Raw genomic sequence first — 20,590 nt, forward strand, 5'->3', positions numbered from 1 at the left:
GGGCGAACATATGTCGAACAATCCATACAATATGGACAATTTATCCACCCTTCTTAGAATCGAGCGGCAAAGGGCCAAACTATCACAGTACCAGATGGGGAAGATCATCGGAAAAAAAAATCAATCGTTTATCTCCAACGTTGAGAACGGTGTTTTTCCCTTAACACCTGAATTGTGTATCAAGTGGTTTGAAGCGTGCGGCTCATACGAACATATTGATCTCGTGCATTACCTGTTCCGGCTGCATCCGACAGCGGCGGCGCCAATTGACCCGGCTCTTAACGAGAGCGCAAGCGCGGCGGTAATTAACATGATCCATCAGCTTGAAGAAGCATTGCAAGCAACCCGGCAGTTATCGCGCTGGCTGGCGAACGATAGGCCGGGCCGACAGTCGGAAGAACTGCCAATGGCTGATATTAAGCAGATTTTCGATCTGATCCCGGCGAACAAAACGTTGATATATTCACTGGTCCGCAGTCATGGTTTGAACATGAAGGACCTGGCCGACAGGTGGACGCGTAAGGCGCTCATGAGTCAGGTTGCAATGGCAAAACAAGAGGGAAGGCAGGCGGTGCTGGTGTGATTGATGACAAAGTGCTGGTGAAGAGGCGTAACGCGGCCAAATTAGAAATGATAGTGATTGAAGAATATTCGAAAATTCTCAGCAAATCTTTAATAAGCGGTGACTTTAAACAAGCAGATGCAGCATATACAAGGATGCAGCAAGCAAGCGCGAGACTGGAAGATTATAAGGCCGAAAAAAGAGAGTTTCTTCGGATGGTACAACCAGTTAAGTATATGAGTCCTGCAACTGCTCAGGAATTTCAAAGGAGGTTTTTGGTTGATGCAGCATATTGAAAATCCGATGGTTCTGAACAACTGGCATGACAAGGCGACTGAACCAGAAACAAAAAAGGACTTTTTCGGGGACGAAGTAACGTCAGCAGATAATTATGTAATCGACTGCGGCGAGATAATTCTACAAGGCAATCTCAAACGCTACTTGAAGGAGCAACTTGGATTTAAATTTCATTCAGCACAATAAAAAAGCCCACTCGGCAAAGTGGACTTCAAAAGGTCTTTTGGTAAAGAAATGTTCCTTTAATTATACCAAATTACCTGTCTAAAAACAAATAGAAATCGGGGGAAATAACAATGATCAAATTAAACCTTGAAAACAATATCGGTAAAAAAGCGAATTTTGAAGCTGACAGTTTAACAGCTCGGGAAGCAGGCTCGATTATCCATCAAATTATTACTTACATGAATGCCGATGAAATGCCTGGCCGCATCCGTCCCGAACAAATATCTACGCCAGCCCGTCAAACAGCAGAGCCTATTACTGCTCACCCTCAAAAGGATGTCATAGAAAAGAACACCGATCAGGCAGGCGCCGCAGATGCGACAGAGGCAACAAAAACAGTGACAAATCGGCTTGCTGAAAAAGCTGAGCCTGCCGAAAAAATCAATTCAAGACCAAGACAGGTCCAGTTACTGAACAGTGAACGTCGTTTGGCAACGCCAATCGTTTTCCCAACAAACGAAAAGGGGGAGCGTGAAAAGTGGAAAACGAGATTTTCATGTCCTTCATGTGGATTAAGTGAAACAAAACACGTCCCCCAAGGATTCCGTTTTACACCATGTGATAACTGCGGAACTCGTGTTCAAATCAAGCCTGCAAACGATGCGTGGGGACAGGAAGATTCAGAGGGATTCGTGTACAGAGCCAATAACTTCTACGAGGAAAAAAAGGAGGGAAGATACGATGCCTAAACCAGTAACAGCATCTTTCAGTGACCGGGTGGACGATCAGAAGCGCCTGAGAGAAGTCGGCGGCTCAATCATGTTCAGTAAGGGAAAACCGGTATTTTCCTTCCCGTCAATGGACGCATACCGAGAATGGCAGCGGCTTGGTGCGGAAGCATACAAAAGAAAGGTGGGGCTGATCTGATGCAAGCAGAGGTTTTCGCTTCGACAGCGGACATGAGTCGGGACGAATGGCTTCTTGAGCGACGGAAGGGCATCGGCGGTTCAGATGCCTCCGTAATCTTGGGGTTAAACAAATGGAGAACCGCATTTGAATTATGGCTGGACAAAACGGGACAAGTCCCGGTCAGTGAGTCAGCCAGTGAGGCGGCTTACTTCGGCTCAATCCTTGAGGACATTGTCGCAAAAGAATTTGAAGTACGGAGCGGGAAAAAAGTTAGGCGTAAAAAGTCCATGCTGAAGCATCCTGAACATGATTTCATTTTGGCGAATGTTGACCGAATGATCGTTGGCGAAAAAGCCATATTGGAGTGCAAAACCACGTCAGCTTACAACTTGAAAGAATGGGAGAATGACGAGATCCCTGCTGACTATATTGTTCAGGTCCAGCACTATCTTGGCGTGCTTGGTCCCCAGTATAAAAAAGCGTACTTTGCTGTTCTGATCGGCGGCAATAAATTCGTCTGGAAAGAAATTGAGCGGGATGATGAATTAATCGAAATGATATTCACTGCCGAAGTCGAGTTTTGGAATACTGCGGTGTTGGGTGGGGTTGCTCCCGCATTGGACGGATCAAGCGCAGCAGAAGAATATCTGAAAAAACGGTATGCGGAAACGGAAAGCAACAAGGTTATTGATCTTACCGCGGTAAACCGTGAACGGATAAAACAGTATTTGCAATTAAAGGAAAGTATCGCTGAATTGCAATTGCAGGCAAAGGAATTAGAAAACCAGATCAAACATGAAATGAAGGAAGCAGAATATGGATTCATCGGAACCTACCAAACTAGCTGGAAGTCAGTTACAACGAACCGGATCGACAGCAAGATACTAAAAGAGCAGTTTCCAGATGTATATGAGAAAGTCACAAAAGAAGTGCAATACAGACGCTTTGGAATTAAGGAGGTTAGCTAAATATGGCTACAAATGAATCACTTAAAAATAACATTCAAAAACAAAATAACGTGCCAGGGCAGCCGCAGGGAACAACGATGAAGGGCCTGCTTTCTTCACCTGCTGTAATCAATCGGTTTGAAACGGTCTTAGGGAAAAGGGCGCCCCAGTTCACTGCATCCATTCTGAGTCTGTACACAAGCGAGAAGATGCTTCAGAAGGCAGAGCCAATGTCTGTTATCTCTGCGGCTATGGTGGCGGCTACGCTTGATCTACCGGTTGATAAAAATTTAGGCTATGCCTGGATAGTTCCGTATAGCGGCAAAGCGCAATTCCAGCTTGGATACAAAGGATATATCCAGCTTGCGTTGCGGACAGGTCAATACAAATCTATTAACTGCATAGCAATTCACGAGGGTGAGCTTCAGAAGTGGAATCCGTTAACAGAAGAAATCGAAATTGATTTTGAAAAGCGAGCATCAGAGAAAGTGGAGGGCTACGCTGCCTACTTCGAATTACTGAACGGTTTCAGCAAAACAGTCTACTGGACAAAAGCGCAAGTAGAGAAACACAAAAAGAAATTCAGTAAATCAGATTTTGGATGGGGTAAGGATTGGGATGCAATGGCGCTTAAAACTGTTCTGAAATCTATGCTTAGTAAGTGGGGGATTCTCTCAGTTGAAATGCAGAAGGCAGTTATCGAGGATGACGAGGAACGTGAGCGGGTTGATATTACTGACGAAATGGCAGAGCCGGAAATCATTGATGCCGAAGTGTCAGAAGAAAAGCCAAGCGCGCAGGATGTCGATCCCTTTGACGGTAAGCCTGTAGACATTAGCGAAAATGACCTGCCATTTGATTGAGGTTAGCATACCCTTCTGTTACAAGTGGATGACAGAAGGGGCGCCTAACCGGGCGCAACTGTTCCGTGATTATGTTCAGGGTTATATCCGAACAAATGAACCGGGCTTGCGTTTAGTCCGCATCAGCGGCATGACAGCACTGTGTGAAAGGAAGTAGGTGAGCGGCTTGGAAATGCAAGGCATGGGGTATGTTATTCAGCCCCGCCAGCAGTTTGCAAATAGGCGCGAAAAGATTCTTTATATGTGTTTGCTCGAAGAGGCCGTTTTCGCTCCCGTTGGATCATTAAAAACAGGTGAAGCAATGATTAATGTGGCGGAGCTTGCGAGGGACCTATCTATTGATCTTAAAAAAATGCGGTACTCTCTCGGCAAACTTGAGACAGCAGGATTAATCAAAACAAGACGAATGAAGCAGAACAAAGCAACTATTATCACGATTGTTGATTATGAGAAGCTTCAAAACATAAAGAATTACGGGAAGAAAGCAGATTCATTTCCGCCAGTGGAAACCGGGGATTCGGAACAAGAACAAAAAAAGGGTGAGGACATGCAAGACCAAGGTAAATTCAAAAACATTCCTGATTACGCTGATCACTTAATGCCGCAACAGATCAGCAACGAAGACACACTGAAGGACGCATTAAGTGCAGCAGAATTAAAAAATATGAATCTGGCGAGTGAAAAAGAAATTGAAAAATTCGCTGACATGGTTATTAAAATGGGCGCGCTCCCGGAAGGCATCAAAAAAGGCATACTTGTTCAATACCTTGACTGCATCCGGCTTACACGTTCACATTGCAAAATTTCTGCGAAGTTGCTTGCGAACCATATAGAAAAAATGAGTAAGTACAGCGTCGATCAGCTTCATTACGCTATGTGGGAGCATGCCGAGAAATACGACGACCGCAAAGAAGCGTACACACTCGGTATTCTGCGGGGAACGAGTGACCATAAAGCGCGGCAGGGACTTATGAAATTAATGAACCGGGGAGGACGAGGAAATCATGAACAGTTTAGCAACCGCCCTAAAGCAGTTGGAGAAAGCCAATCCACATCTAGCGCAGAAGTTGAAAGACTCGAAGCGCTTGCCCGTGAAAAGGGCCTCTCAGGAAAGATACGAGACACTCACTGTGATTTCTGAGGAAAACTGCATTTATAAACAATGCGACGGCTCAGGGCTCATATGGGTGAAGGATCACAAAGAAAACACGGAGTTTATGAAAGAGTGCCCTTGTAAAGCCATTAAGGCGCTAGAAAATAAACTGCTCAGCGCCCGGCTACCGGAAGAATTTAAGGATGTCACTTTAAACTCTTTTGAAATTGATGTTTACGATCAGGATATTTCTAAAGAGCGGGCAGCCAATGCCAAAAGGGCCTCAAAAAACTATGTACTTAAATTCGATATGATGCGCGAGCAAGGAAAAGGACTTTATTTCCACAGTCATGAGAAGGGCAGCGGGAAAACGCGGCTTGCTGCAAGTATCCTAAAGGCCATCATAAAAATGCATGATAAGCCGGAAAGCCCTATGAAGATTCTTTATTCATCAACTGCTGATCTAATCGGTGAAATCAAAAAAACCTTTGATGGAGAATCAAAGGTGAAAAGCTCGGACATTATCGAGGCTGTTAAAACGGCTGATCTTGCCATTCTGGACGATATAGGCGTTGAGAAAGTCAGCGATTGGGTTGAGGAAACGTTCACACGCATCCTTGATTACAGACTGCAGAATAAGAAACCGACCATCTTCACAAGTAATCTGAGCATTGATGAATTAGACCTTAAATATCCTGAAGGGCGTATCAGCAGCCGGATTGAGAAAATGACATTTCCAATTCGTATGCCAGATGAAAAAATCAGGAGCAAAAAAGCCAAGCAGGAAAATGATCTACTGCTCCAATCACTATACGAATAGGAGATTGCTATGAAAGAGAAAACAAACGTTACAATATCCGGCGGCATGTATCTGTTCGGGCCCGCCGAGCAAACGGCCGGCCAGGACCTTACCTCGGCGATCCGGGTGCTTGAGGAAAAAATCAAACAAATGGAGCTGATGCACAGTGCTTAAAGCGGTTATCCTGCTGCCGGCCATCATCTTCACAGCGCCGTACAAGGAAAAGCAGATTCAGCACTGGGAACAAATTGACGGGAGGTAATGACGGTTGGATTCCATTCAGTTTATAGTTTACGGCGAGCCTGTTGCACAGGGGAGGCCGAGGGGATCTGTTATAAATGGCAAGGTTAAAATGCGTGATCCTTTGAAATCAAAGAATTTTAAACAATATGTTGCGCTGGTGGCGTCACAGTATCGGCCAAAACAAGTTATTACGGGACCTGTGGCAATGGATGTCAGAGTATTCAGACCAATGACAAAAGAAATTTCCAAATCCAAGACAAAAAGAGAGAACGCGGAAAAGGGTCTCCTGCGTCCCGTAACAAAGCCGGACGTTGACAACTATGTAAAGGGAGTTAAAGATGCCCTGAATCATCTGATTTACCGTGATGATAGCCAGGTAGTCGATCTGAAAGTTAGCAAGTTTTACAGTGAAGAGCCCCGGGTGGAAGTCATTATAACGGAAATCCTGCCATAACGCTTTGTGGCGAAAGTTTGATGCTTGAGAACTAAATCAATTCAGGAGGTTATCGCTATGCAAGAAGAAATCAACCCATACAAGCCTGGTCCAGTTAAGGAGTGGAAAATGACGCCGGAGCAGTTGGCGGCTTATGTTGAAAAGCACCCGATCATCTACCGCGAGGAATTAAAGCCATCTGCCGGAGTAACGATGCGGCTGCCGTCGTAAAACGAAAAAAGCACCGAAGCCGTGGCCCCGATGCTGATATGAACTGGTACTTCTATCATAGCACAGGGGGCGGCCAGAGTGAACAAGCCAACAGAAATAAAAAATCATGAAACAACTATTCAGCAAAGCATCGAGCCGGGGAAAGTCCGCATCATCGTTTTAGATGGCACTGAAGGGACTGCTCATCTAATGGACGCCCCGGAACACGGTAAAACAATCATTCAAACAATAAAAGGCGGCCTGGCTCGTTGTGATTACGAGATCGGCCATAAATTCAAATAGCAGGGGTTTCCCCTGCGGGGGAGGAACGGGCATGGATAAATTACAGGAAATTATAAACGACTTGTCATTGTGGCACTTAGCTTCAAAAGAGGAATTGAAGCCACTCGATATAAATGCAGGATCTTGCTATATCATCGAGCAGAGTTATGTCAAAGACATAATGATCGGCTACATGAGAAAACAGCAGGCAATCATTGAGGAACACCAACGCCAGCAGGAAGTAACGGTTCATCAGTTCCAGCAGGCTCAGGAAGAGATTCGGCGGCTTACAAAAGAGAACGGCAATTTCAGAAGGTTGCTTGCTACATTCACCGATGAAGAGGACGACCCTTTCGGAGTGGTAGAGAAGGCCTTAAACGGTCAGTTTCCTGCTGCATGGGAGGGTGATGCGGAATGAGAAAACCACTTCAAAAAGGTGAATTAGTTGTCATGCACACATGCTATGAAGCGAGCAAATACGACGGAAGAATTTGGTCCTGTACTAGTGATGAATTTACTTCTCACAGCGGCGCAAAGGTTGTTTTCTTAGATGGTTTTTCGGGATTCTTTGCGGCTGAATTTCTGCAAAGAGTGAACTTACCACAAGCGCGGGAGGTGGGGGCAGAATGATGCCACTACAAGTAGAACTGCAACGGAACGTGAAGGCCACGAAGGACGAAGCAATGACCGTCGAGCAGGCGGCCGAGCTTTTAAAGGTTCACCCGGACTACATCCCGACGCTGGTCGCGCGGTCTGACGATCTGAAAATGATCGGCGATACCATTATCGCTAAACGGGATAAAACAAATATCTGGCTGGTCGGGGCATGCGTGGGGCTCATCTTCTTCGCTATCTCCGTGCTGCCGAATTTGATCGGGGGTTAAGGGATGATTAAACAGCAGTACGACGATGGCAAAAAACATATTCACGTCCTCTCCTACGGGGGAGGCACACAATCAACGGCCCTTCTTCTCATGGCGTTGAAAGGTGAGATAAACGGCGTTATACCCGATTACATTATTTTCTCGGATACCGGATGGGAGCCGCAACACGTTTACAACTGGATCGAGAAAATAAACGAGCATATCAAGGCAACTTACGGGCGGGAGATCATCTTCACTGATAATGGGAACATTCGTGATGACATTGTGCAAGGCGCTGAGACAGGTGACCGTTTCGCCAGTATCCCATTCTTCACGCGGGATTCAAAAGGTGAAATAGGCATCGCCCGTCGGCAATGTACAAACGAATACAAAATATTACCGGTTAACCGGAAAATCCGTTCATTGCTCGGGTACAAGCCGAGGCAGCGCATCAAAGAAGTTGTTCACCTCTGGAAAGGGATCAGCACTGATGAAATCCAGCGAGTTAAACCAAGCCGGGAAAGCTGGCAAGTTGCCGAGCATCCTTTGGTTGATGTGGCCTTCATAGATCGGTCGCGCTGCATTACATACGTTGAGCGCGAGGGACTCGGAACGCCGGAAAAGTCCAGCTGTATCGGCTGCCCTTTCCACGACTTCAACGCCTGGCGTGATATGAAGATGAAAGACCCGGCCTCTTGGCAAGACGCGGTGGAAATTGACCGGCTTATCCGGAAGCTGCCGCGATTTAAAAATAACGCTTTTCTCCATAAGTCAGGCCGGCCATTGGAGGAAGTAAATTTCAATGAGGATCAGCTTGATATAGATCACTTTTTGAATGAATGTGAGGGCATGTGTGGCGTTTAAGGGAAATTCATATACAAAATCATGAATAAGTGAACATATGACCAAATTTACAAGTATAAACACAAAATAGGAGGAAATCAAAATGAATCTTGAACAAAATATCAAAGATGTAATCGCAAAACAAATGGAAGAAGGATTGGTTGAAAAACTGGTCGCAGAACAACTGGAAAAAGGAATTTCAAAAGCGCTTGAAAATTTATTCTCAAGCTATGGCGATGTGACCGAGATTATCAAAAGCAAACTAAAAAGCGTCATCGTCCCATACTTAGAAAACTATGATTACTCGGATTACATCACAAAGCTTGATCATGTGCTGGTCGGAGTATTACAAAATACAACCATAGAAAACCGTAACCTGCTAAACAATTTCAAGGGATTGATGTCAGGAGAGACAGAAAACACAATCAAACTGTCTGACCTCTTCGCAAAGTGGATGAACTATGTTGCAAAAAACGTTGAGACTGACGATCTGGAAGTAGAATTTGACGATGGACCTGAATATGAAGCGGTTGAGGTATCTGTAAATGTTGAACGTAACGAGGATAGAAGTTGGAGTTCGTTTGAGCATGCAACGATTTTATTTGAGTGTGATCATGACGAAGAAATGAACTTTGAAATACCGATTTCCTTTTATAAGAATGGAACAGATAAGGAATGGGATTTGAGATACAACTCAGTTCATGACTTGAAATCTCTCAGACATCTGAACGAATTTGAAATTCTTCTCATGAGATTATCACAAAACGGCGTGGGGATAATCCTTGATATTGAATGGGAAAATGATGCAGTTACGCCAGAAAAAGAACCGGAACCAAGTTTCTAAAAGGATGGGAATATCATGATCGAATACCATTGCCCGGACTGCGATTATAAAAAACTTGATTTAGAAATCCGCGCTGATGCACGCTGCCCGCATTGTGGCCGCACCATGGGCGCTGAGGAGGAAATAGCGTGAAACAGGATTACAGGCAGGCTTTCGAACAAGCATTGGCTGTCTTCCGTGAAAAGCACGGACCGGAAACAGGCGGCATGCTGCTGATGTGTCATGTGCATGAATTTCTACAAAATACCGTCGGTGGGCGGAAATAAGGGAGCGGAAATCATTATGGAAAGCTTATGTTGTGAAACGTGCGGATTAGATACCCATGAAAATACTGCACCTATCTTTGAAAAGCCTTTAAGGTTTGCTCTGCGATCAGACATTAAAAAGCTAAAACAAAACACTGGCGATCATCGAAAACAAGAAAATATTTGTCTAGACTGTTTCACTGCTGAATTGCAACAGGTCAGCAAGGATTGTAAAACACGGCTCACAATTAAATCAAAGGAGAGCGGACAATGAATCTACAAAAAATGTTTGAAATGCAAAAGGTGCTTGATGATCGGATCATCAAAGAAAAGGGGCTTGAGGGGCAGGACTTGCTGCCGAACCTCATTCTTGCTCTACAGGTGGAGCTTGCCGAGTGTGCGAATGAATGGCGCGGCTTTAAGCATTGGAGCAATGACCGGGAGCCGCGGACGAAAATAGAGCGTTTATGTCCGACGTGTGATGGCACTGGCGATGAAAACCACGATATTAATTTGCAATACCTCGAGGAAGGACATGCAACTGAACCATATTCCGAATGCCGAGACTGCAACGGCTCAGGAAAGATAGGTGAATCGAATCCATTACTTGAGGAATACGTGGACTGCCTGCATTTTATCTTGAGCATTGGGAACAAGTTGGGCTTAAATAGCAAAAAGATAATATCCTCCATCCATTTAAGTTACTTGAGTTCTACCATTGGTTTTAACACTGAGCGGCTTTTTTCTTCTTTGATGTCTACTGCTTACCGTTTACAGGTGATGAATGGAAAAGAAGTGCAGTTTCTCGACCTTTGTGTAAGCTTCTTCATTCTCGGTGAGCGGCTCGGATTTAAATGGGAGCAAATCGAAGCGGCTTACATGGAGAAAAACGCCGTCAATCACCAGCGGCAGCAGGAGGGGTATTGATGGATATTCAAAAAATCCAATCGGCGGCAATCAAAGTAATCAATAGCATTCGTAATCGAGGTTTCGAGGTGGATGTCATTCAGTTTAGGGGTGATGTCTGGGATGCGATTGTTGAGGATAACAAGCGTATCGGTTTCCGGAACGAGTCTAACCCGAAATTCGCAGGGTGTAAAGCTGAAAGCCAGGAGTTATTAACGCTGTTTGCATTCCGAATCATAGCAGCAGGGGCATATAAAGGCGGAATTCATGAAATTGACATCATTGATGGAACAAATGATATTTATTCACTCGTCACACCAAAATGAGCGACTATCCAAACAATTGAAGGAGGAAGAACAATGAAATTAGAACAAAAACACATTGATTTAATGAAATCATGTGAGAGCGGCGCGACGATTTGGGGATATGGTGATGCTTTGTTGGCAAGGGAAATACAAAAATTCGATCCGTCCTTTTTGAAATTTATTGGTAATGATGAATTAGGGAAATACGATCCGGAAGTTGAGAAGCTGACAGGGGCGGAGAGGATGCCGTATTTCGGATTAATTTTGCAGCCTGATGGAATGGCTTATGTCGAGAGATGGGAGGGGGAAAGAACAATGAAATTCTACGAAATCCATGATCCATATTACGCGCTTATTAAAGCAACAGACAAGGCAGATGCCGAAAAAGTTTACATCGAGAGCGTCGCCGACACGGACGATTACGAAAATTTTCAAGAGGATGAAATCCGAGAAGTAGAACGAGATTATGCGCTTGTTATGTTTTCTCAGATACAAGATCATGACGGCACTTGCGCGGGCTATGACTTTATTTCGAAAGCGTTCCATGACCCTGATTTCAAACTTCTTAAGATGGACGGTTCACTATGAACACAGCATACAGAGTTTGGGACGGCGAGCAGATGTTTTATTCGATGGATGGGGAGTTATCTCTTTCCATTGGGTTAATAAAGCCGGATAACGAATACGGATGGTGCTTATGGTTGGATGGCTTCGGGATTATCGCGGATAGCGCTGATGGCCAGTCAGTTCTCATGAATGGTTCGGATCAGTTTGAAATTGGACAGTTTGATAGTGATCGAAAAGGGGCTTACAGACCAGGAACACGTATTTATGCGGGCGACATCGTGCAGCAGGAGGAAACAGCGCCCGGCGGTTTGTTTGGGCCGGAACCGTTCATAGGAGAAGTGAAAATGATTGACGGCTCCTGGTGCATCGTCAATGAGAAAAAAGAAGAGTGCAGACCGTTGTTTTCTGAGACGGCGACAAATAAAGTCATCGGCGACGTTTACCAAAATCCTGAGTTGTTGGAGGGCGCGGAGTGAAATTTGCATTTAGAGTGTTGATGATTCTCATAATGTCGGCCGTTGCCGATTCCATAGGAATAATTCTGGCGTTTTATTTCGACAATCCGAGTTTGAGATTAAATTGTGTGTCGGTTACCGCGGCGATCAGTGGGTACTTGGTTCGTGGGTGGTGGCCGCCGGAAAAGAAGGAGGGCACGGAACAATGACAGAAAACGAAGAACTGCAAGCGGAAAACGAAGAACTACAAGAAAGATGCATCGAACTGGAAACGCGTAATGAGGATTTAGCGCGGACGATTAGGGAGCAAAACAAAATGATCCGGGGGCAGAACTGGCGAATCTTGTTTTTCGCCCTCTCATGGGTCGTATATGGCATCGTGAGTGCCGTAAATCATTTTTGGGGGTAACAGAATGGGACACTATTATATTTCAACATGCCACGATTGCAAAGAAACAGTGATGTGGAGCAAATGTCCGAAGGGATGGGCTAAAATCAACCATATTGCCGCGTTTTGCCATTTTCATGAAGGCCATGACACACAATTGTTTGGAGACTACGACGATGAATCGTATAGCCGAGCATATTCTGAGGAATACCATGATTTCGGCATTCTTGGTCCTGATGAGTATATACCATTGCAAATCGAAAAACAGTTTGAGGGGGAGCGGAATGACAGGAGCCGAAAATGACTTAATGCATTGTGAATGTGGAAAGCGGCTTGAACAGTTTGGTGGAGGCACTTGCTCTGACTGCTTTATGAAATCCGTTCATGAATCTATCGCAAACAGGAATAAGAACAAAGAAATAAAAATCTGGCGCGGGGATAAAATTCTATATGCATTTGATAAAAAAGACGTTGTGGACATCGTGAAATCATCGTCCGGCGTCTCCCGGATCGAAGTCGCAGACGGCAGTTGGTTTGAGGTTGACAAGACAGTCGAATACATGAAAGAGATTCTCGGAGTGGAGGAAATGAAATAATGAAAAAACTATTCAAATCAATCATTCTATCAGCAGCATTACTTATGGGAGCGGCGGCCGTTGCGCCGTCTGCTTCCGCCGCATGGTCCGGCTGGCAAAACGAATCCGGGTACAGTGCCCGGGTATTTACGGATGCGGCGACTTACACGGCCGGCGCCTCAACGGTGGACTGGAAAGCCGAGAAAAAAGGCTCAAGAACACTTTATTACACGGCTGGCGTATACAAGAAGCGTAGCGGCGGCGGACTGACTGATACGAATCTGGTACAGCGTGGCAGCTTCAAAACGGCAACGCCTCTGAAATCATTCAACGTGAAAACGATCCGGAATAAGACTGGGAAAGGAACCTATGTCATCCAGCTTGACTGCTACTCTGATTCCGGCAAGCGGAACTATATCGGGACATTTGAATCAGCAAAATTCAGTGTGAAGTAAGATAAATTCAAAGAAGAATCGGAGGAAAATACAATGCTACAATTAACAAAAGAACAGGCTGCGGCTTTTGAGAGCCTACGGAAAAGTGTTAGCTTAGGGAATTGGCAGGGAGAATGGGCCCCGTTAAACAGTCTTGATCCTGTCGCTCTTGCAACTGCCCTCGCTACCAACGAATATCAGATATTAAAGACGCCTGCCGATGAATTCGAAGAGGCTTTTGACGCAATTCGAGAAGAGGCTGAAACCAAAAGCCCCGAGGCCACAAGATACTTGGATGAAGTGAACGGCTTTTGGGAGCAATATAAAGAGAAAGCCGGCCTTTAATGGTTTGGTAACCCTATTGCACCCGGATTATGGTAAAATATAAGCATATGAAGACTTAAAAATGAGCCTGCTGACATTACGCAGCCAAGGAGCTTAAAAATAAATACGTCCAAGACGGAAAGCCTGCGGACACTGATCATTGCACAGAATTTTTTCTGCGCTCTGGTTGGTGTCCGTTTTTTGTTATCAGGAGGGATGGCATGAAGCGGAAGAAAAAGGAGCCAGATAAAAACGTTTCTGAGCGATCAGATCGCTTTTGGCAGCGGATGATGGGACAAAATATGCAAACTCTGAAAAGAGGCAAGGGCGGCGCTTTGAGACGCAAATAAGGGGAGTGTTTGGTGTGAAGTATGGATTCGCCTATCAAAATGGAAAAATCGTGAATCTTTTGTGCGGAAAAGAAGATTTATTTGAGAATATGAAAAGTTTCTTGATGGAAAAGTGCAGCCTAACAATTCAGGAGGTATCTAAAACCGAATATTTGGCAGAACAAAAAAAGAACGGTTGGAATGAGAAATATTCTATTTACGGACAGAAGGAGAGTTTATAATGTCTGATCAAATGATGGCTTTGGAAATCGAAGAATGGATTCGTGATTATAATTTTATGTTGCGGGAGATCAGTCGATTGAGCCGTATTCTCAACAAAGTGGAGTTTGCCGGGCAGAAGCTTGTGGCTACTTACGGTGACGAAGCAGGAATGCCGAGAGGATCAGCCGGAATAAGCCAGGCGGAATTACGTCAGATGGATCGTCGGGAAAAGCGGCTCCGTAAATACGAAACTATTGTTGATTTTCTTGAGCGCTCTACTGAAGAAATAGAGGACGAAAAAAACCGGATTGTCTTTGATTGCATGTTAGAAGGGATGAAGTTTCGTGAAATCGCGCTGCATCTTGGCGTTTCCCGCGAAACAGTCAGACGCATTAAAAATGATATTGTGTGCCATTTGTGCCAAATGTGCGAAACGTGTCAGCTTTTGCAATTGTTGAATCAGATTAAATCCGCAGTGTAAACTGGAAGGCAGGACGGGGAGGCGAAATATTCCTGCGTCCCCACCAATTTCATATAGTGATCATTAAGCTCTATGCCCTTATTGGTGTGGGGCTTTTTAGTAGCAGCAAAAGCCTCCTCCTATTGGAGAAAGGCCAATGCGACAGAGATCATCATATGAAAGAAGCACTCTCTGTTAAAGCTTATGTTGGCATTCACGCTTACACTTACTTTAAACTTGAACATTTAATCACCCACCTTTCAACGACGATATGCAGATAGTAAGGGAACCACGCCCTCATATATAACTGCGTACTAAAGGTGAAAAATGGACATGTAAATAATTCGACAAATTCTGCAAATAGTTCCTTTCTCCTGATCCTTAACCGATAATAAGGAGGGAGGTGAAATTCATGAAAGTGCTTATATCAATGAGTAATCAAAAATCTTTTGAAGTTTCCTACGAAGATATGAAAAGCGTGGAAAATCTTATAGAAAATTTCCATGATAAATTGGATGGCAAACGAGTTTTGAAAAATCGTTTGATTGATCTTGGTGAAGCTGTTCTTATTAACCCAACGCAAATTACAGATATTGAAATTAAAGAATAGACGAAAGAGCCATTGAGTTATATGGCTCTTTTTTATGTTCTCTGTAAACTGCTTCCGGTAAGTCTCAGGATAGACAATCGGCGGTTAACGGCTTGAGCACGGTGGCGGTTTAGAGGGAATATCTTTTCCAAAACAACTCAATTCAAAAGGAGGCGGCGGTGGATGTAGATGGCTGAAAAGCACATTCAGGCGTATAAGGATTACGCCAAAGGCATGAAATACAAGGACCTTGCCGAAAAATACGGGGTGTCAATGAACACCATTAAATCGTGGAAGCAGCGGCATGGTTGGGAACGAAAAAAGGGTGCACCCTCTGAAAAAAGTGTGCACACAAAAAAGGCAGGCGCCCCACCCGGTAATAAAAATGCATTGGGAAACAACGGCGGCGCCCCGGAGAGAAATCGAAACGCGGTTTCGCATGGGTTCTTCTCAAAGTATCTGCCCGAGGAAACGCTTGAAATTTTGGAAGAGATTCAGGAGCGTTCGCCCGCTGATATGATATGGGATCAAATTCAAATCCAATACGCGGCCATTCTGCGGGCACAACGTATTATGTTTGTGCAGGATAAAAACGACATTACCAAAATTGTCTCTAAAATAAAAGGTGACCTCAGCATAAATGAGGACGGCAGTCTTTCAAAAGCTCACTTTGTGGAAGAGCTGCAGCACGATATACAATTCGCATGGGATAAGCAGGCGGCATTCCTGAACGCTCAATCTCGGGCAATGGGGGAGCTCCGGAGCTTGATCAAGCAATTTGACCAGTTGGCGCATGAGCAAGATGAGCGGCGCCTTAAATTGGAACAAATGCGTTTGAATATCGAGAAGACCAAGAAGGCTATTAACGGCGGCGACGAAAACACCAAAGAAAATGAGATTGCTACAATGTTGAGAAAAATGGTGGATGCCGATGGAACTGAATAAAAAGCAAAAGGAAGTTTGGGACAGCTTCATAAAAGAGCAGCCCAAAATTTTAATTTGTAGCGGCGCAAAGAGGGCAGGAAAAACATTCGTGCTCCTTTTGGCGTTTCTTGCTCACGTCAGCAAGTATCAAAACATGGGGCTGAATTTTGTTATCGGCGGGGCGAACCTGGGAACTATCAGGCGGAACGTTCTGAATGATTTAGAACAGATTCTCGGCAAGGAATTGAAACTCAATAAGTCGAGTGCCGTTGAGATATTCGGAAATCAGGTATATTGCTTTGATGGAGCAAACGCAAATTCATGGAAAAAGGCGCGGGGGTTCACGTCAGCCGGCGCGTTTCTGAATGAGGCGACCGCCCTGCATGATTCATTTGTAAAAGAAGTCATTTCCCGGTGCTCTTATAAAGGCGCTGTGGTCATGATGGATACAAACCCCGAAAACCCGATGCACACCGTCAAAACCGATTATATCGACAAAGACGGGCAAAAGTTGAAGAGCGGCCGGCTGAACATCCGATCATTTCATTTCTCGCTGTTCGATAACAATTTTCTTGATCCGGAGTATGTGGAGAGTATCGTGGCATCGACGCCCAGCGGCATGTTTACCGATCGAGATATAAACGGATATTGGGTGGCGTCCGAAGGAGTCATTTACCGGGACTTCAATAAGGACATTCACTATATCAGTTCTGAGGAATTGGAGAACAGGCGCGTCAACTTCAAGAAGTATTTCGCCGGTGTTGACTGGGGATATGAGCACCCGGGTTCTATTGTCGTAATCGGGCAAGATGACCAAGGGTGTTTTTATTTGCTCGAAGAACATGCCAAGCAGCATGAGGAAATTGACTACTGGGTGAAAGTAGCGAAAGGCGTAAAGGAGCGGTACGGCAATATTAATTTCTACTGCGATTCTGCGCGGCCAGAGCATGTGCAGCGCTTCAGGCGGGAGAAGTTGCGAGCCCTGAACGCCGATAAGGCGATCATATCCGGTATTGAAGAAGTGGCCCGGCTGTTTAAACGAAATGAGTTATTCGTCGTGAAAGACAAGGTTGAGCGCTTCAAAAAAGAAATTTTCATGTATGTATGGAATCCCAAGACCGGCGACCCTGTGAAGGAATGGGACGACGTGCTGGATGCTCTCCGGTACGCTCTGTATACTCACAACAAGCCGAAACACAGAAAGGGGGAGTGACCAATGAAGGAATATATAAATCTAATTCGCCAGAGTGGAATTAACGGTGACATTATCAAGATGATGATTAATGAGCACGTCCCTGTTCGTGAAAAATTGATGAAGCTATATGCAAGATATAAGGCTGATCCGGCAGGCGTTCCCATATTAACACGGTCCATCATTGATTATGGCAGCGCGGGAACTGATAAGGTGCAGCGTATTGATGACAAGGTAAACAATAAGCTGAACAACTCATTTGACTCTGAAATCATTGATACTAAGACAGGCTATATGTTTGGACATCCCATTTCTTATGAAACTGAAGATAAGCAATTGAAAGACCAAGTGAGTATTTTCAATACGAGAAATAACATTGAGGATGCCGATTCCGAACTCGGGAAAATGGCTTCCATCTGCGGTTACGGCGCCCGCCTGCTGTTTGTTAATGAAGACGGAAACGAATGCCTGCGAAACGTTGATCCGTGGGAATGCATTGTTCTCGCTTTAGACGATATAACAGAGCCCACATATGCTTTGCGCTATTATTCAGTGTTTGAGTGGGTGAGCGGCAAAAAAGTTGAGTCATATCGGGCTGATTTCTACGATGAAACGTTCATTTATTCGTTTAAGTCGTCTGATAAAGCGAAGTACGATCTTATTGAGACGAAACCCCATCTTTTCAATGGATGCCCGTTGTTTGGTGTTCCGAACAATAAAGAAATGAAAGGCGACACTGAAAAAGTCATTTCTTTAATTGATGCATACGACAGAACTTTGTCAGACGCATCGAACGAAATCGAACAGTTCCGGCTTGCATACTTGATTGTAAAAGGGGCTTCACTCGATGATGAGGATATGGAAAAGTTGAAAAAGAATGGCGTGTTTGAAGTCTTCGACGATAACGGCGACGTGAAGTTTTTAACCAAGGAAATAAACGACGCCATGATCGAAAATCATTTGAACCGGCTGGAAGAAAATATTTTGCGTTTTGCGAAGACAGTCAATTTTTCTGACGGCTCTTTCGGGGGCACTATTACAGGCGTTGCCATGCGGTATAAGCTTATGGCGCTGGAACACAAGGCAATTACTATGGAACGCAAAATGACCGCGGCATTCCGGTATCAGTATAAAATACTCTGCTCGGCATGGTCCAAAAGGATACTGGCCGGCAAAGACGCGTATCTGAAACTATGGTTTCAATTCAAGCGGAATCTTCCTGCGAACATTCTCGAAGAGGCTCAAGCATCTGCGGAACTCAAAGGACTGGTAAGCGAAGAAACGCGGCTTGCTCTACTATCGTTCATTGATGATGTGCGTTTTGAGATTGAAAGAATGAGAGCGGAAGCAGATGCTTACACCATTGATGATAATCAGGATGAAGACGAGGAACAGGAGGCGAATGAGGATGATGAAGCTTTTCAAAAGGACGAAAGAAAAAAACAGCCATCTGAATGAAGAGTTTAGGATTAATTCTTTGTTGAGGATGCTGGAAAACGAAAACCTGCTGCATGAATCTGAAGAAATATATGCTGAAGTGAAAAAGTCTCTGTTTCTAAACAGGAAGAAGGATAACGTTTCTGACTAATTGAGCAGAAAGCTACTCTTTTGAGTGGCTTTTTTTTATGCCTTTTTTTCGCGTTGTAGGCGTTAAAGAGCAACCGAAATACTTTTGAACTTGTTAGGGGCTTCGGCAACTGATAAGGGCAAGGAGGACACACAGAAATGAAACGATTAAACACGGATAAGTCAGTCAGTCCGTCAATGAATTTCATGAAAAAAGAAAGGCTGCCACTGCGCATTAACCTTCAGCATTTTTCCGAACCTGGGGGAGCGGCTGATCCAACACCGGGAGCCCATCCAGCAGATGGAACCAGTAACGATCCAGCACCACAGCCGAGCGGCGGAGAACTCACGCTGGATGCAGTACGGGCTTTCCTAGAAACAAATGACGAGGGGAAGAAGCTGCTTCAATCAACATCTGATGCAAGGGTGACAGAGGCGATCAAGACGTATGAGAAAAATACGTTGCCGAAGAAACTTGAGGAAGAGATTTCAAAGCGGTTTCCTCCTGAAACAGAGGAACAAAAGCAATTACGTGAGTTGCAGGAAAAATTCCAGAACCTTGAGCAAGAGAAAACGCGAGAGTCGTTGAGAAATACGGCCCTTTCAATTGCAACGGAAAAGGGCTTGCCTACTAATCTTGTTGACTTTTTTATCGGTCAGGACGATGCGACCACAGAACAAAATTTGAATACCTTGGCCGAAGCCTTCAAGACTTTTGAACAAAGCATCGTAAACGATCATTTCAAAAAGAACGGTAGCACGCCGACACCATCAGGCGGAGCATCAGCCCCGTTAACAGAAGAAGACATTAAAAAGATGAGTACCGAGGAAGTCAATCAAAACTGGGATCGCATCCAAGCTCTTTATAAGAATTAATAGGAGGATAAAAACACATGGCATTAGATAATTTTATTCCGGTATTATGGAGTGCAAGACTGCTGAGCAATTTACAAAGAACTTTGGTTTATGGTCAAACGGGAGTCATTAACAGAGATTACGAGGGAGAAATCACTGCTGCCGGCGACTCTGTGAAAATCAACAATATGGGACGCGTTAGTGTGGGGGACTACACTAAAAATCAAGACATGGATAGCGCGGAAACACTTGATTCTTCAAGCCGCACGCTTCTCATTGACCAGTCAAAATATTTCAACTTTCAGATTGATGACATTGATAAAATTCAACAAAATCCGAAGTTGATGGATGCGGCTATGCAAGAGGCAGCATACGCTCTGAAAAATACTGCTGATTCATATATTGCTTCTCATTATGTGGATGCAGCTCATACGATCGGCAGCGATACAAAAGTTGTTTCACCAACAAAAAACGACGCGTACGAATATCTGGTTGATCTTTCAGTGAAATTGGATGAAGCAGACGTGCCGGAACAGGGGCGCTGGGTAGTTGTAACGCCTTGGTATGAAGGATTAATGCTAAAAGATGACCGTTTTGTAAAGGCTGGGAACATGTCTTCAGAACAACGCCTTTTAAATGGTGTTATCGGACAAGCGGCCGGATTCACGGTATTAAAATCAAATAATGCTCCACTTTCTAAACCAGAGGGCGGCACAGAAAATCATAAGATTATCGCCGGTCACGGCATGGCGTGGTCTTATGCAGACCAAGCAACCCAAGTCGAGGCGTATCGCCCTGAGAAACGTTTTGCTGATGCAGTAAAAGGGCTTCACTTGTACGGCGCGAAAGTAACAAGACCGGAAGCGCTCGCGGTATTAAGCGCAGCCCGTCCACAATAGGA

37 protein-coding genes are annotated in these 20,590 nt (G+C 44.7%); all 37 read left to right on the forward strand.

Annotation, left to right across the window (positions count from 1 at the left end; genetic code table 11):
- Nucleotides 1–10 precede the first annotated feature (10 nt).
- Complete coding sequence (locus tag Y79_RS0116505; RefSeq protein WP_016938673.1) at nucleotides 11–583, forward strand: helix-turn-helix domain-containing protein; 573 nt, start codon at nucleotides 11–13, stop codon at nucleotides 581–583.
- Nucleotides 580–858 carry a hypothetical protein gene (locus Y79_RS0116510; RefSeq protein ID WP_016938674.1) on the forward strand — a complete coding sequence of 93 codons (279 nt, stop codon included), beginning with the start codon at nucleotides 580–582 and terminating at the stop codon, nucleotides 856–858. The genes Y79_RS0116505 and Y79_RS0116510 overlap by 4 nt, the downstream gene beginning before the upstream one ends.
- Nucleotides 845–1,045, forward strand: a complete 201-nt coding sequence (locus Y79_RS0116515) for a YqaI family protein (protein ID WP_016938675.1) — start codon at nucleotides 845–847, stop codon at nucleotides 1,043–1,045. Before Y79_RS0116510 ends, Y79_RS0116515 begins: the two co-directional genes overlap by 14 nt.
- Nucleotides 1,046–1,155: 110 nt before the next feature.
- Nucleotides 1,156–1,773 (forward strand): hypothetical protein, encoded by a 618-nt coding sequence (locus Y79_RS0116520; RefSeq protein ID WP_016938676.1) that lies wholly within the window; start codon nucleotides 1,156–1,158, stop codon nucleotides 1,771–1,773.
- The gene (locus Y79_RS0116525) at nucleotides 1,766–1,951 is read left to right on the forward strand and encodes a hypothetical protein (RefSeq protein ID WP_016938677.1); all 186 of its coding nucleotides are present in this window, start codon (nucleotides 1,766–1,768) and stop codon (nucleotides 1,949–1,951) included. Before Y79_RS0116520 ends, Y79_RS0116525 begins: the two co-directional genes overlap by 8 nt.
- Nucleotides 1,951–2,901: a YqaJ viral recombinase family nuclease gene (locus tag Y79_RS0116530; protein WP_016938678.1), complete on the forward strand. Its 951-nt coding sequence runs from the start codon at nucleotides 1,951–1,953 to the stop codon at nucleotides 2,899–2,901. The genes Y79_RS0116525 and Y79_RS0116530 overlap by 1 nt, the downstream gene beginning before the upstream one ends.
- A 2-nt stretch (nucleotides 2,902–2,903) precedes the next feature.
- Complete coding sequence (locus tag Y79_RS0116535; protein ID WP_016938679.1) at nucleotides 2,904–3,743, forward strand: recombinase RecT; 840 nt, start codon at nucleotides 2,904–2,906, stop codon at nucleotides 3,741–3,743.
- Nucleotides 3,744–3,909: 166 nt separating this feature from the next.
- Complete coding sequence (locus Y79_RS1000000121780) at nucleotides 3,910–4,884, forward strand: helix-turn-helix domain-containing protein (RefSeq protein WP_016938680.1); 975 nt, start codon at nucleotides 3,910–3,912, stop codon at nucleotides 4,882–4,884.
- A 265-nt stretch (nucleotides 4,885–5,149) separates the two neighbouring features.
- Nucleotides 5,150–5,656 carry an ATP-binding protein gene (locus Y79_RS1000000121785; protein ID WP_235714300.1) on the forward strand — a complete coding sequence of 169 codons (507 nt, stop codon included), beginning with the start codon at nucleotides 5,150–5,152 and terminating at the stop codon, nucleotides 5,654–5,656.
- Between the two features lie 9 nt (nucleotides 5,657–5,665).
- Nucleotides 5,666–5,809, forward strand: a complete 144-nt coding sequence (locus tag Y79_RS1000000121545; protein ID WP_016938682.1) for a hypothetical protein — start codon at nucleotides 5,666–5,668, stop codon at nucleotides 5,807–5,809.
- A 94-nt stretch (nucleotides 5,810–5,903) separates the two neighbouring features.
- On the forward strand, nucleotides 5,904–6,332 hold the full coding sequence (locus tag Y79_RS0116565) for a RusA family crossover junction endodeoxyribonuclease (protein WP_016938684.1): 429 nt from the start codon (nucleotides 5,904–5,906) through the stop codon (nucleotides 6,330–6,332).
- 57 nt (nucleotides 6,333–6,389) lie between these two features.
- Nucleotides 6,390–6,542 carry a hypothetical protein gene (locus Y79_RS1000000121550; protein ID WP_016938685.1) on the forward strand — a complete coding sequence of 51 codons (153 nt, stop codon included), beginning with the start codon at nucleotides 6,390–6,392 and terminating at the stop codon, nucleotides 6,540–6,542.
- A gap of 78 nt (nucleotides 6,543–6,620) precedes the next feature.
- Entirely contained in the window at nucleotides 6,621–6,824 is a 204-nt protein-coding gene (locus Y79_RS0116575) for an XtrA/YqaO family protein (RefSeq protein ID WP_003155894.1), read from the forward strand.
- 31 nt (nucleotides 6,825–6,855) lie between these two features.
- Entirely contained in the window at nucleotides 6,856–7,221 is a 366-nt protein-coding gene (locus Y79_RS0116580; protein ID WP_016938686.1) for a hypothetical protein, read from the forward strand.
- Nucleotides 7,218–7,433, forward strand: coding sequence for a hypothetical protein (locus tag Y79_RS01000000120215; RefSeq protein WP_016938687.1), 216 nt, complete (start codon nucleotides 7,218–7,220; stop codon nucleotides 7,431–7,433). Before Y79_RS0116580 ends, Y79_RS01000000120215 begins: the two co-directional genes overlap by 4 nt.
- Nucleotides 7,430–7,687: a YrzE family protein gene (locus Y79_RS0116590; protein WP_014470580.1), complete on the forward strand. Its 258-nt coding sequence runs from the start codon at nucleotides 7,430–7,432 to the stop codon at nucleotides 7,685–7,687. The genes Y79_RS01000000120215 and Y79_RS0116590 overlap by 4 nt, the downstream gene beginning before the upstream one ends.
- Before the next feature lie 3 nt (nucleotides 7,688–7,690).
- Nucleotides 7,691–8,530, forward strand: coding sequence for a phosphoadenosine phosphosulfate reductase domain-containing protein (locus Y79_RS0116595; protein WP_016938688.1), 840 nt, complete (start codon nucleotides 7,691–7,693; stop codon nucleotides 8,528–8,530).
- An 82-nt stretch (nucleotides 8,531–8,612) separates the two neighbouring features.
- Nucleotides 8,613–9,353: a hypothetical protein gene (locus Y79_RS0116600; protein WP_016938689.1), complete on the forward strand. Its 741-nt coding sequence runs from the start codon at nucleotides 8,613–8,615 to the stop codon at nucleotides 9,351–9,353.
- A gap of 128 nt (nucleotides 9,354–9,481) precedes the next feature.
- Entirely contained in the window at nucleotides 9,482–9,619 is a 138-nt protein-coding gene (locus Y79_RS1000000121555; protein WP_016938691.1) for a hypothetical protein, read from the forward strand.
- A 249-nt stretch (nucleotides 9,620–9,868) separates the two neighbouring features.
- Nucleotides 9,869–10,525 carry a dUTP diphosphatase gene (locus Y79_RS0116620; RefSeq protein ID WP_016938693.1) on the forward strand — a complete coding sequence of 219 codons (657 nt, stop codon included), beginning with the start codon at nucleotides 9,869–9,871 and terminating at the stop codon, nucleotides 10,523–10,525.
- On the forward strand, nucleotides 10,525–10,830 hold the full coding sequence (locus tag Y79_RS0116625; RefSeq protein ID WP_016938694.1) for a hypothetical protein: 306 nt from the start codon (nucleotides 10,525–10,527) through the stop codon (nucleotides 10,828–10,830). Before Y79_RS0116620 ends, Y79_RS0116625 begins: the two co-directional genes overlap by 1 nt.
- Before the next feature lie 33 nt (nucleotides 10,831–10,863).
- Nucleotides 10,864–11,397 (forward strand): hypothetical protein, encoded by a 534-nt coding sequence (locus Y79_RS1000000121790; protein WP_016938695.1) that lies wholly within the window; start codon nucleotides 10,864–10,866, stop codon nucleotides 11,395–11,397.
- Complete coding sequence (locus Y79_RS0116640; RefSeq protein WP_016938696.1) at nucleotides 11,394–11,852, forward strand: YopX family protein; 459 nt, start codon at nucleotides 11,394–11,396, stop codon at nucleotides 11,850–11,852. The genes Y79_RS1000000121790 and Y79_RS0116640 overlap by 4 nt, the downstream gene beginning before the upstream one ends.
- Nucleotides 11,853–12,036: 184 nt before the next feature.
- The gene (locus Y79_RS0116650) at nucleotides 12,037–12,240 is read left to right on the forward strand and encodes a coiled-coil domain-containing protein (RefSeq protein ID WP_016938698.1); all 204 of its coding nucleotides are present in this window, start codon (nucleotides 12,037–12,039) and stop codon (nucleotides 12,238–12,240) included.
- 4 nt (nucleotides 12,241–12,244) lie between these two features.
- Complete coding sequence (locus tag Y79_RS0116655; RefSeq protein WP_016938699.1) at nucleotides 12,245–12,523, forward strand: hypothetical protein; 279 nt, start codon at nucleotides 12,245–12,247, stop codon at nucleotides 12,521–12,523.
- Nucleotides 12,504–12,815, forward strand: coding sequence for a hypothetical protein (locus Y79_RS0116660; protein WP_016938700.1), 312 nt, complete (start codon nucleotides 12,504–12,506; stop codon nucleotides 12,813–12,815). The genes Y79_RS0116655 and Y79_RS0116660 overlap by 20 nt, the downstream gene beginning before the upstream one ends.
- Nucleotides 12,815–13,249 carry a hypothetical protein gene (locus tag Y79_RS0116665; protein WP_016938701.1) on the forward strand — a complete coding sequence of 145 codons (435 nt, stop codon included), beginning with the start codon at nucleotides 12,815–12,817 and terminating at the stop codon, nucleotides 13,247–13,249. Before Y79_RS0116660 ends, Y79_RS0116665 begins: the two co-directional genes overlap by 1 nt.
- A 33-nt stretch (nucleotides 13,250–13,282) precedes the next feature.
- On the forward strand, nucleotides 13,283–13,573 hold the full coding sequence (locus Y79_RS0116670; protein ID WP_016938702.1) for an alpha/beta hydrolase family protein: 291 nt from the start codon (nucleotides 13,283–13,285) through the stop codon (nucleotides 13,571–13,573).
- A 200-nt stretch (nucleotides 13,574–13,773) separates the two neighbouring features.
- Complete coding sequence (locus Y79_RS1000000121795; RefSeq protein WP_014470571.1) at nucleotides 13,774–13,902, forward strand: hypothetical protein; 129 nt, start codon at nucleotides 13,774–13,776, stop codon at nucleotides 13,900–13,902.
- Nucleotides 13,903–13,916: 14 nt separating this feature from the next.
- A complete protein-coding gene (locus Y79_RS0116680; protein WP_016938703.1) occupies nucleotides 13,917–14,123 on the forward strand; it encodes a hypothetical protein in 207 nt (68 codons plus the stop codon).
- A complete protein-coding gene (locus tag Y79_RS0116685; RefSeq protein WP_016938704.1) occupies nucleotides 14,123–14,584 on the forward strand; it encodes a sigma factor-like helix-turn-helix DNA-binding protein in 462 nt (153 codons plus the stop codon). The genes Y79_RS0116680 and Y79_RS0116685 overlap by 1 nt, the downstream gene beginning before the upstream one ends.
- A gap of 391 nt (nucleotides 14,585–14,975) precedes the next feature.
- A complete protein-coding gene (locus tag Y79_RS0116695; protein WP_016938706.1) occupies nucleotides 14,976–15,173 on the forward strand; it encodes a hypothetical protein in 198 nt (65 codons plus the stop codon).
- A 168-nt stretch (nucleotides 15,174–15,341) separates the two neighbouring features.
- Nucleotides 15,342–16,097 (forward strand): phage terminase small subunit, encoded by a 756-nt coding sequence (terS, locus tag Y79_RS0116700; RefSeq protein WP_016938707.1) that lies wholly within the window; start codon nucleotides 15,342–15,344, stop codon nucleotides 16,095–16,097.
- A complete protein-coding gene (locus Y79_RS0116705) occupies nucleotides 16,084–17,289 on the forward strand; it encodes a PBSX family phage terminase large subunit (RefSeq protein ID WP_014470565.1) in 1,206 nt (401 codons plus the stop codon). Before terS ends, Y79_RS0116705 begins: the two co-directional genes overlap by 14 nt.
- A 3-nt stretch (nucleotides 17,290–17,292) precedes the next feature.
- Nucleotides 17,293–18,726: a phage portal protein gene (locus tag Y79_RS0116710; protein WP_016938708.1), complete on the forward strand. Its 1,434-nt coding sequence runs from the start codon at nucleotides 17,293–17,295 to the stop codon at nucleotides 18,724–18,726.
- 267 nt (nucleotides 18,727–18,993) lie between these two features.
- Entirely contained in the window at nucleotides 18,994–19,710 is a 717-nt protein-coding gene (locus Y79_RS0116720; RefSeq protein WP_016938710.1) for a DUF4355 domain-containing protein, read from the forward strand.
- Nucleotides 19,711–19,727: 17 nt separating this feature from the next.
- Nucleotides 19,728–20,588, forward strand: a complete 861-nt coding sequence (locus Y79_RS0116725) for a phage capsid protein (protein WP_016938711.1) — start codon at nucleotides 19,728–19,730, stop codon at nucleotides 20,586–20,588.
- Nucleotides 20,589–20,590 lie beyond the last annotated feature (2 nt).

Source organism: Bacillus siamensis KCTC 13613 (assembly GCF_000262045.1).
Taxonomy (GTDB): Bacteria; Bacillota; Bacilli; order Bacillales; family Bacillaceae; genus Bacillus; species Bacillus siamensis.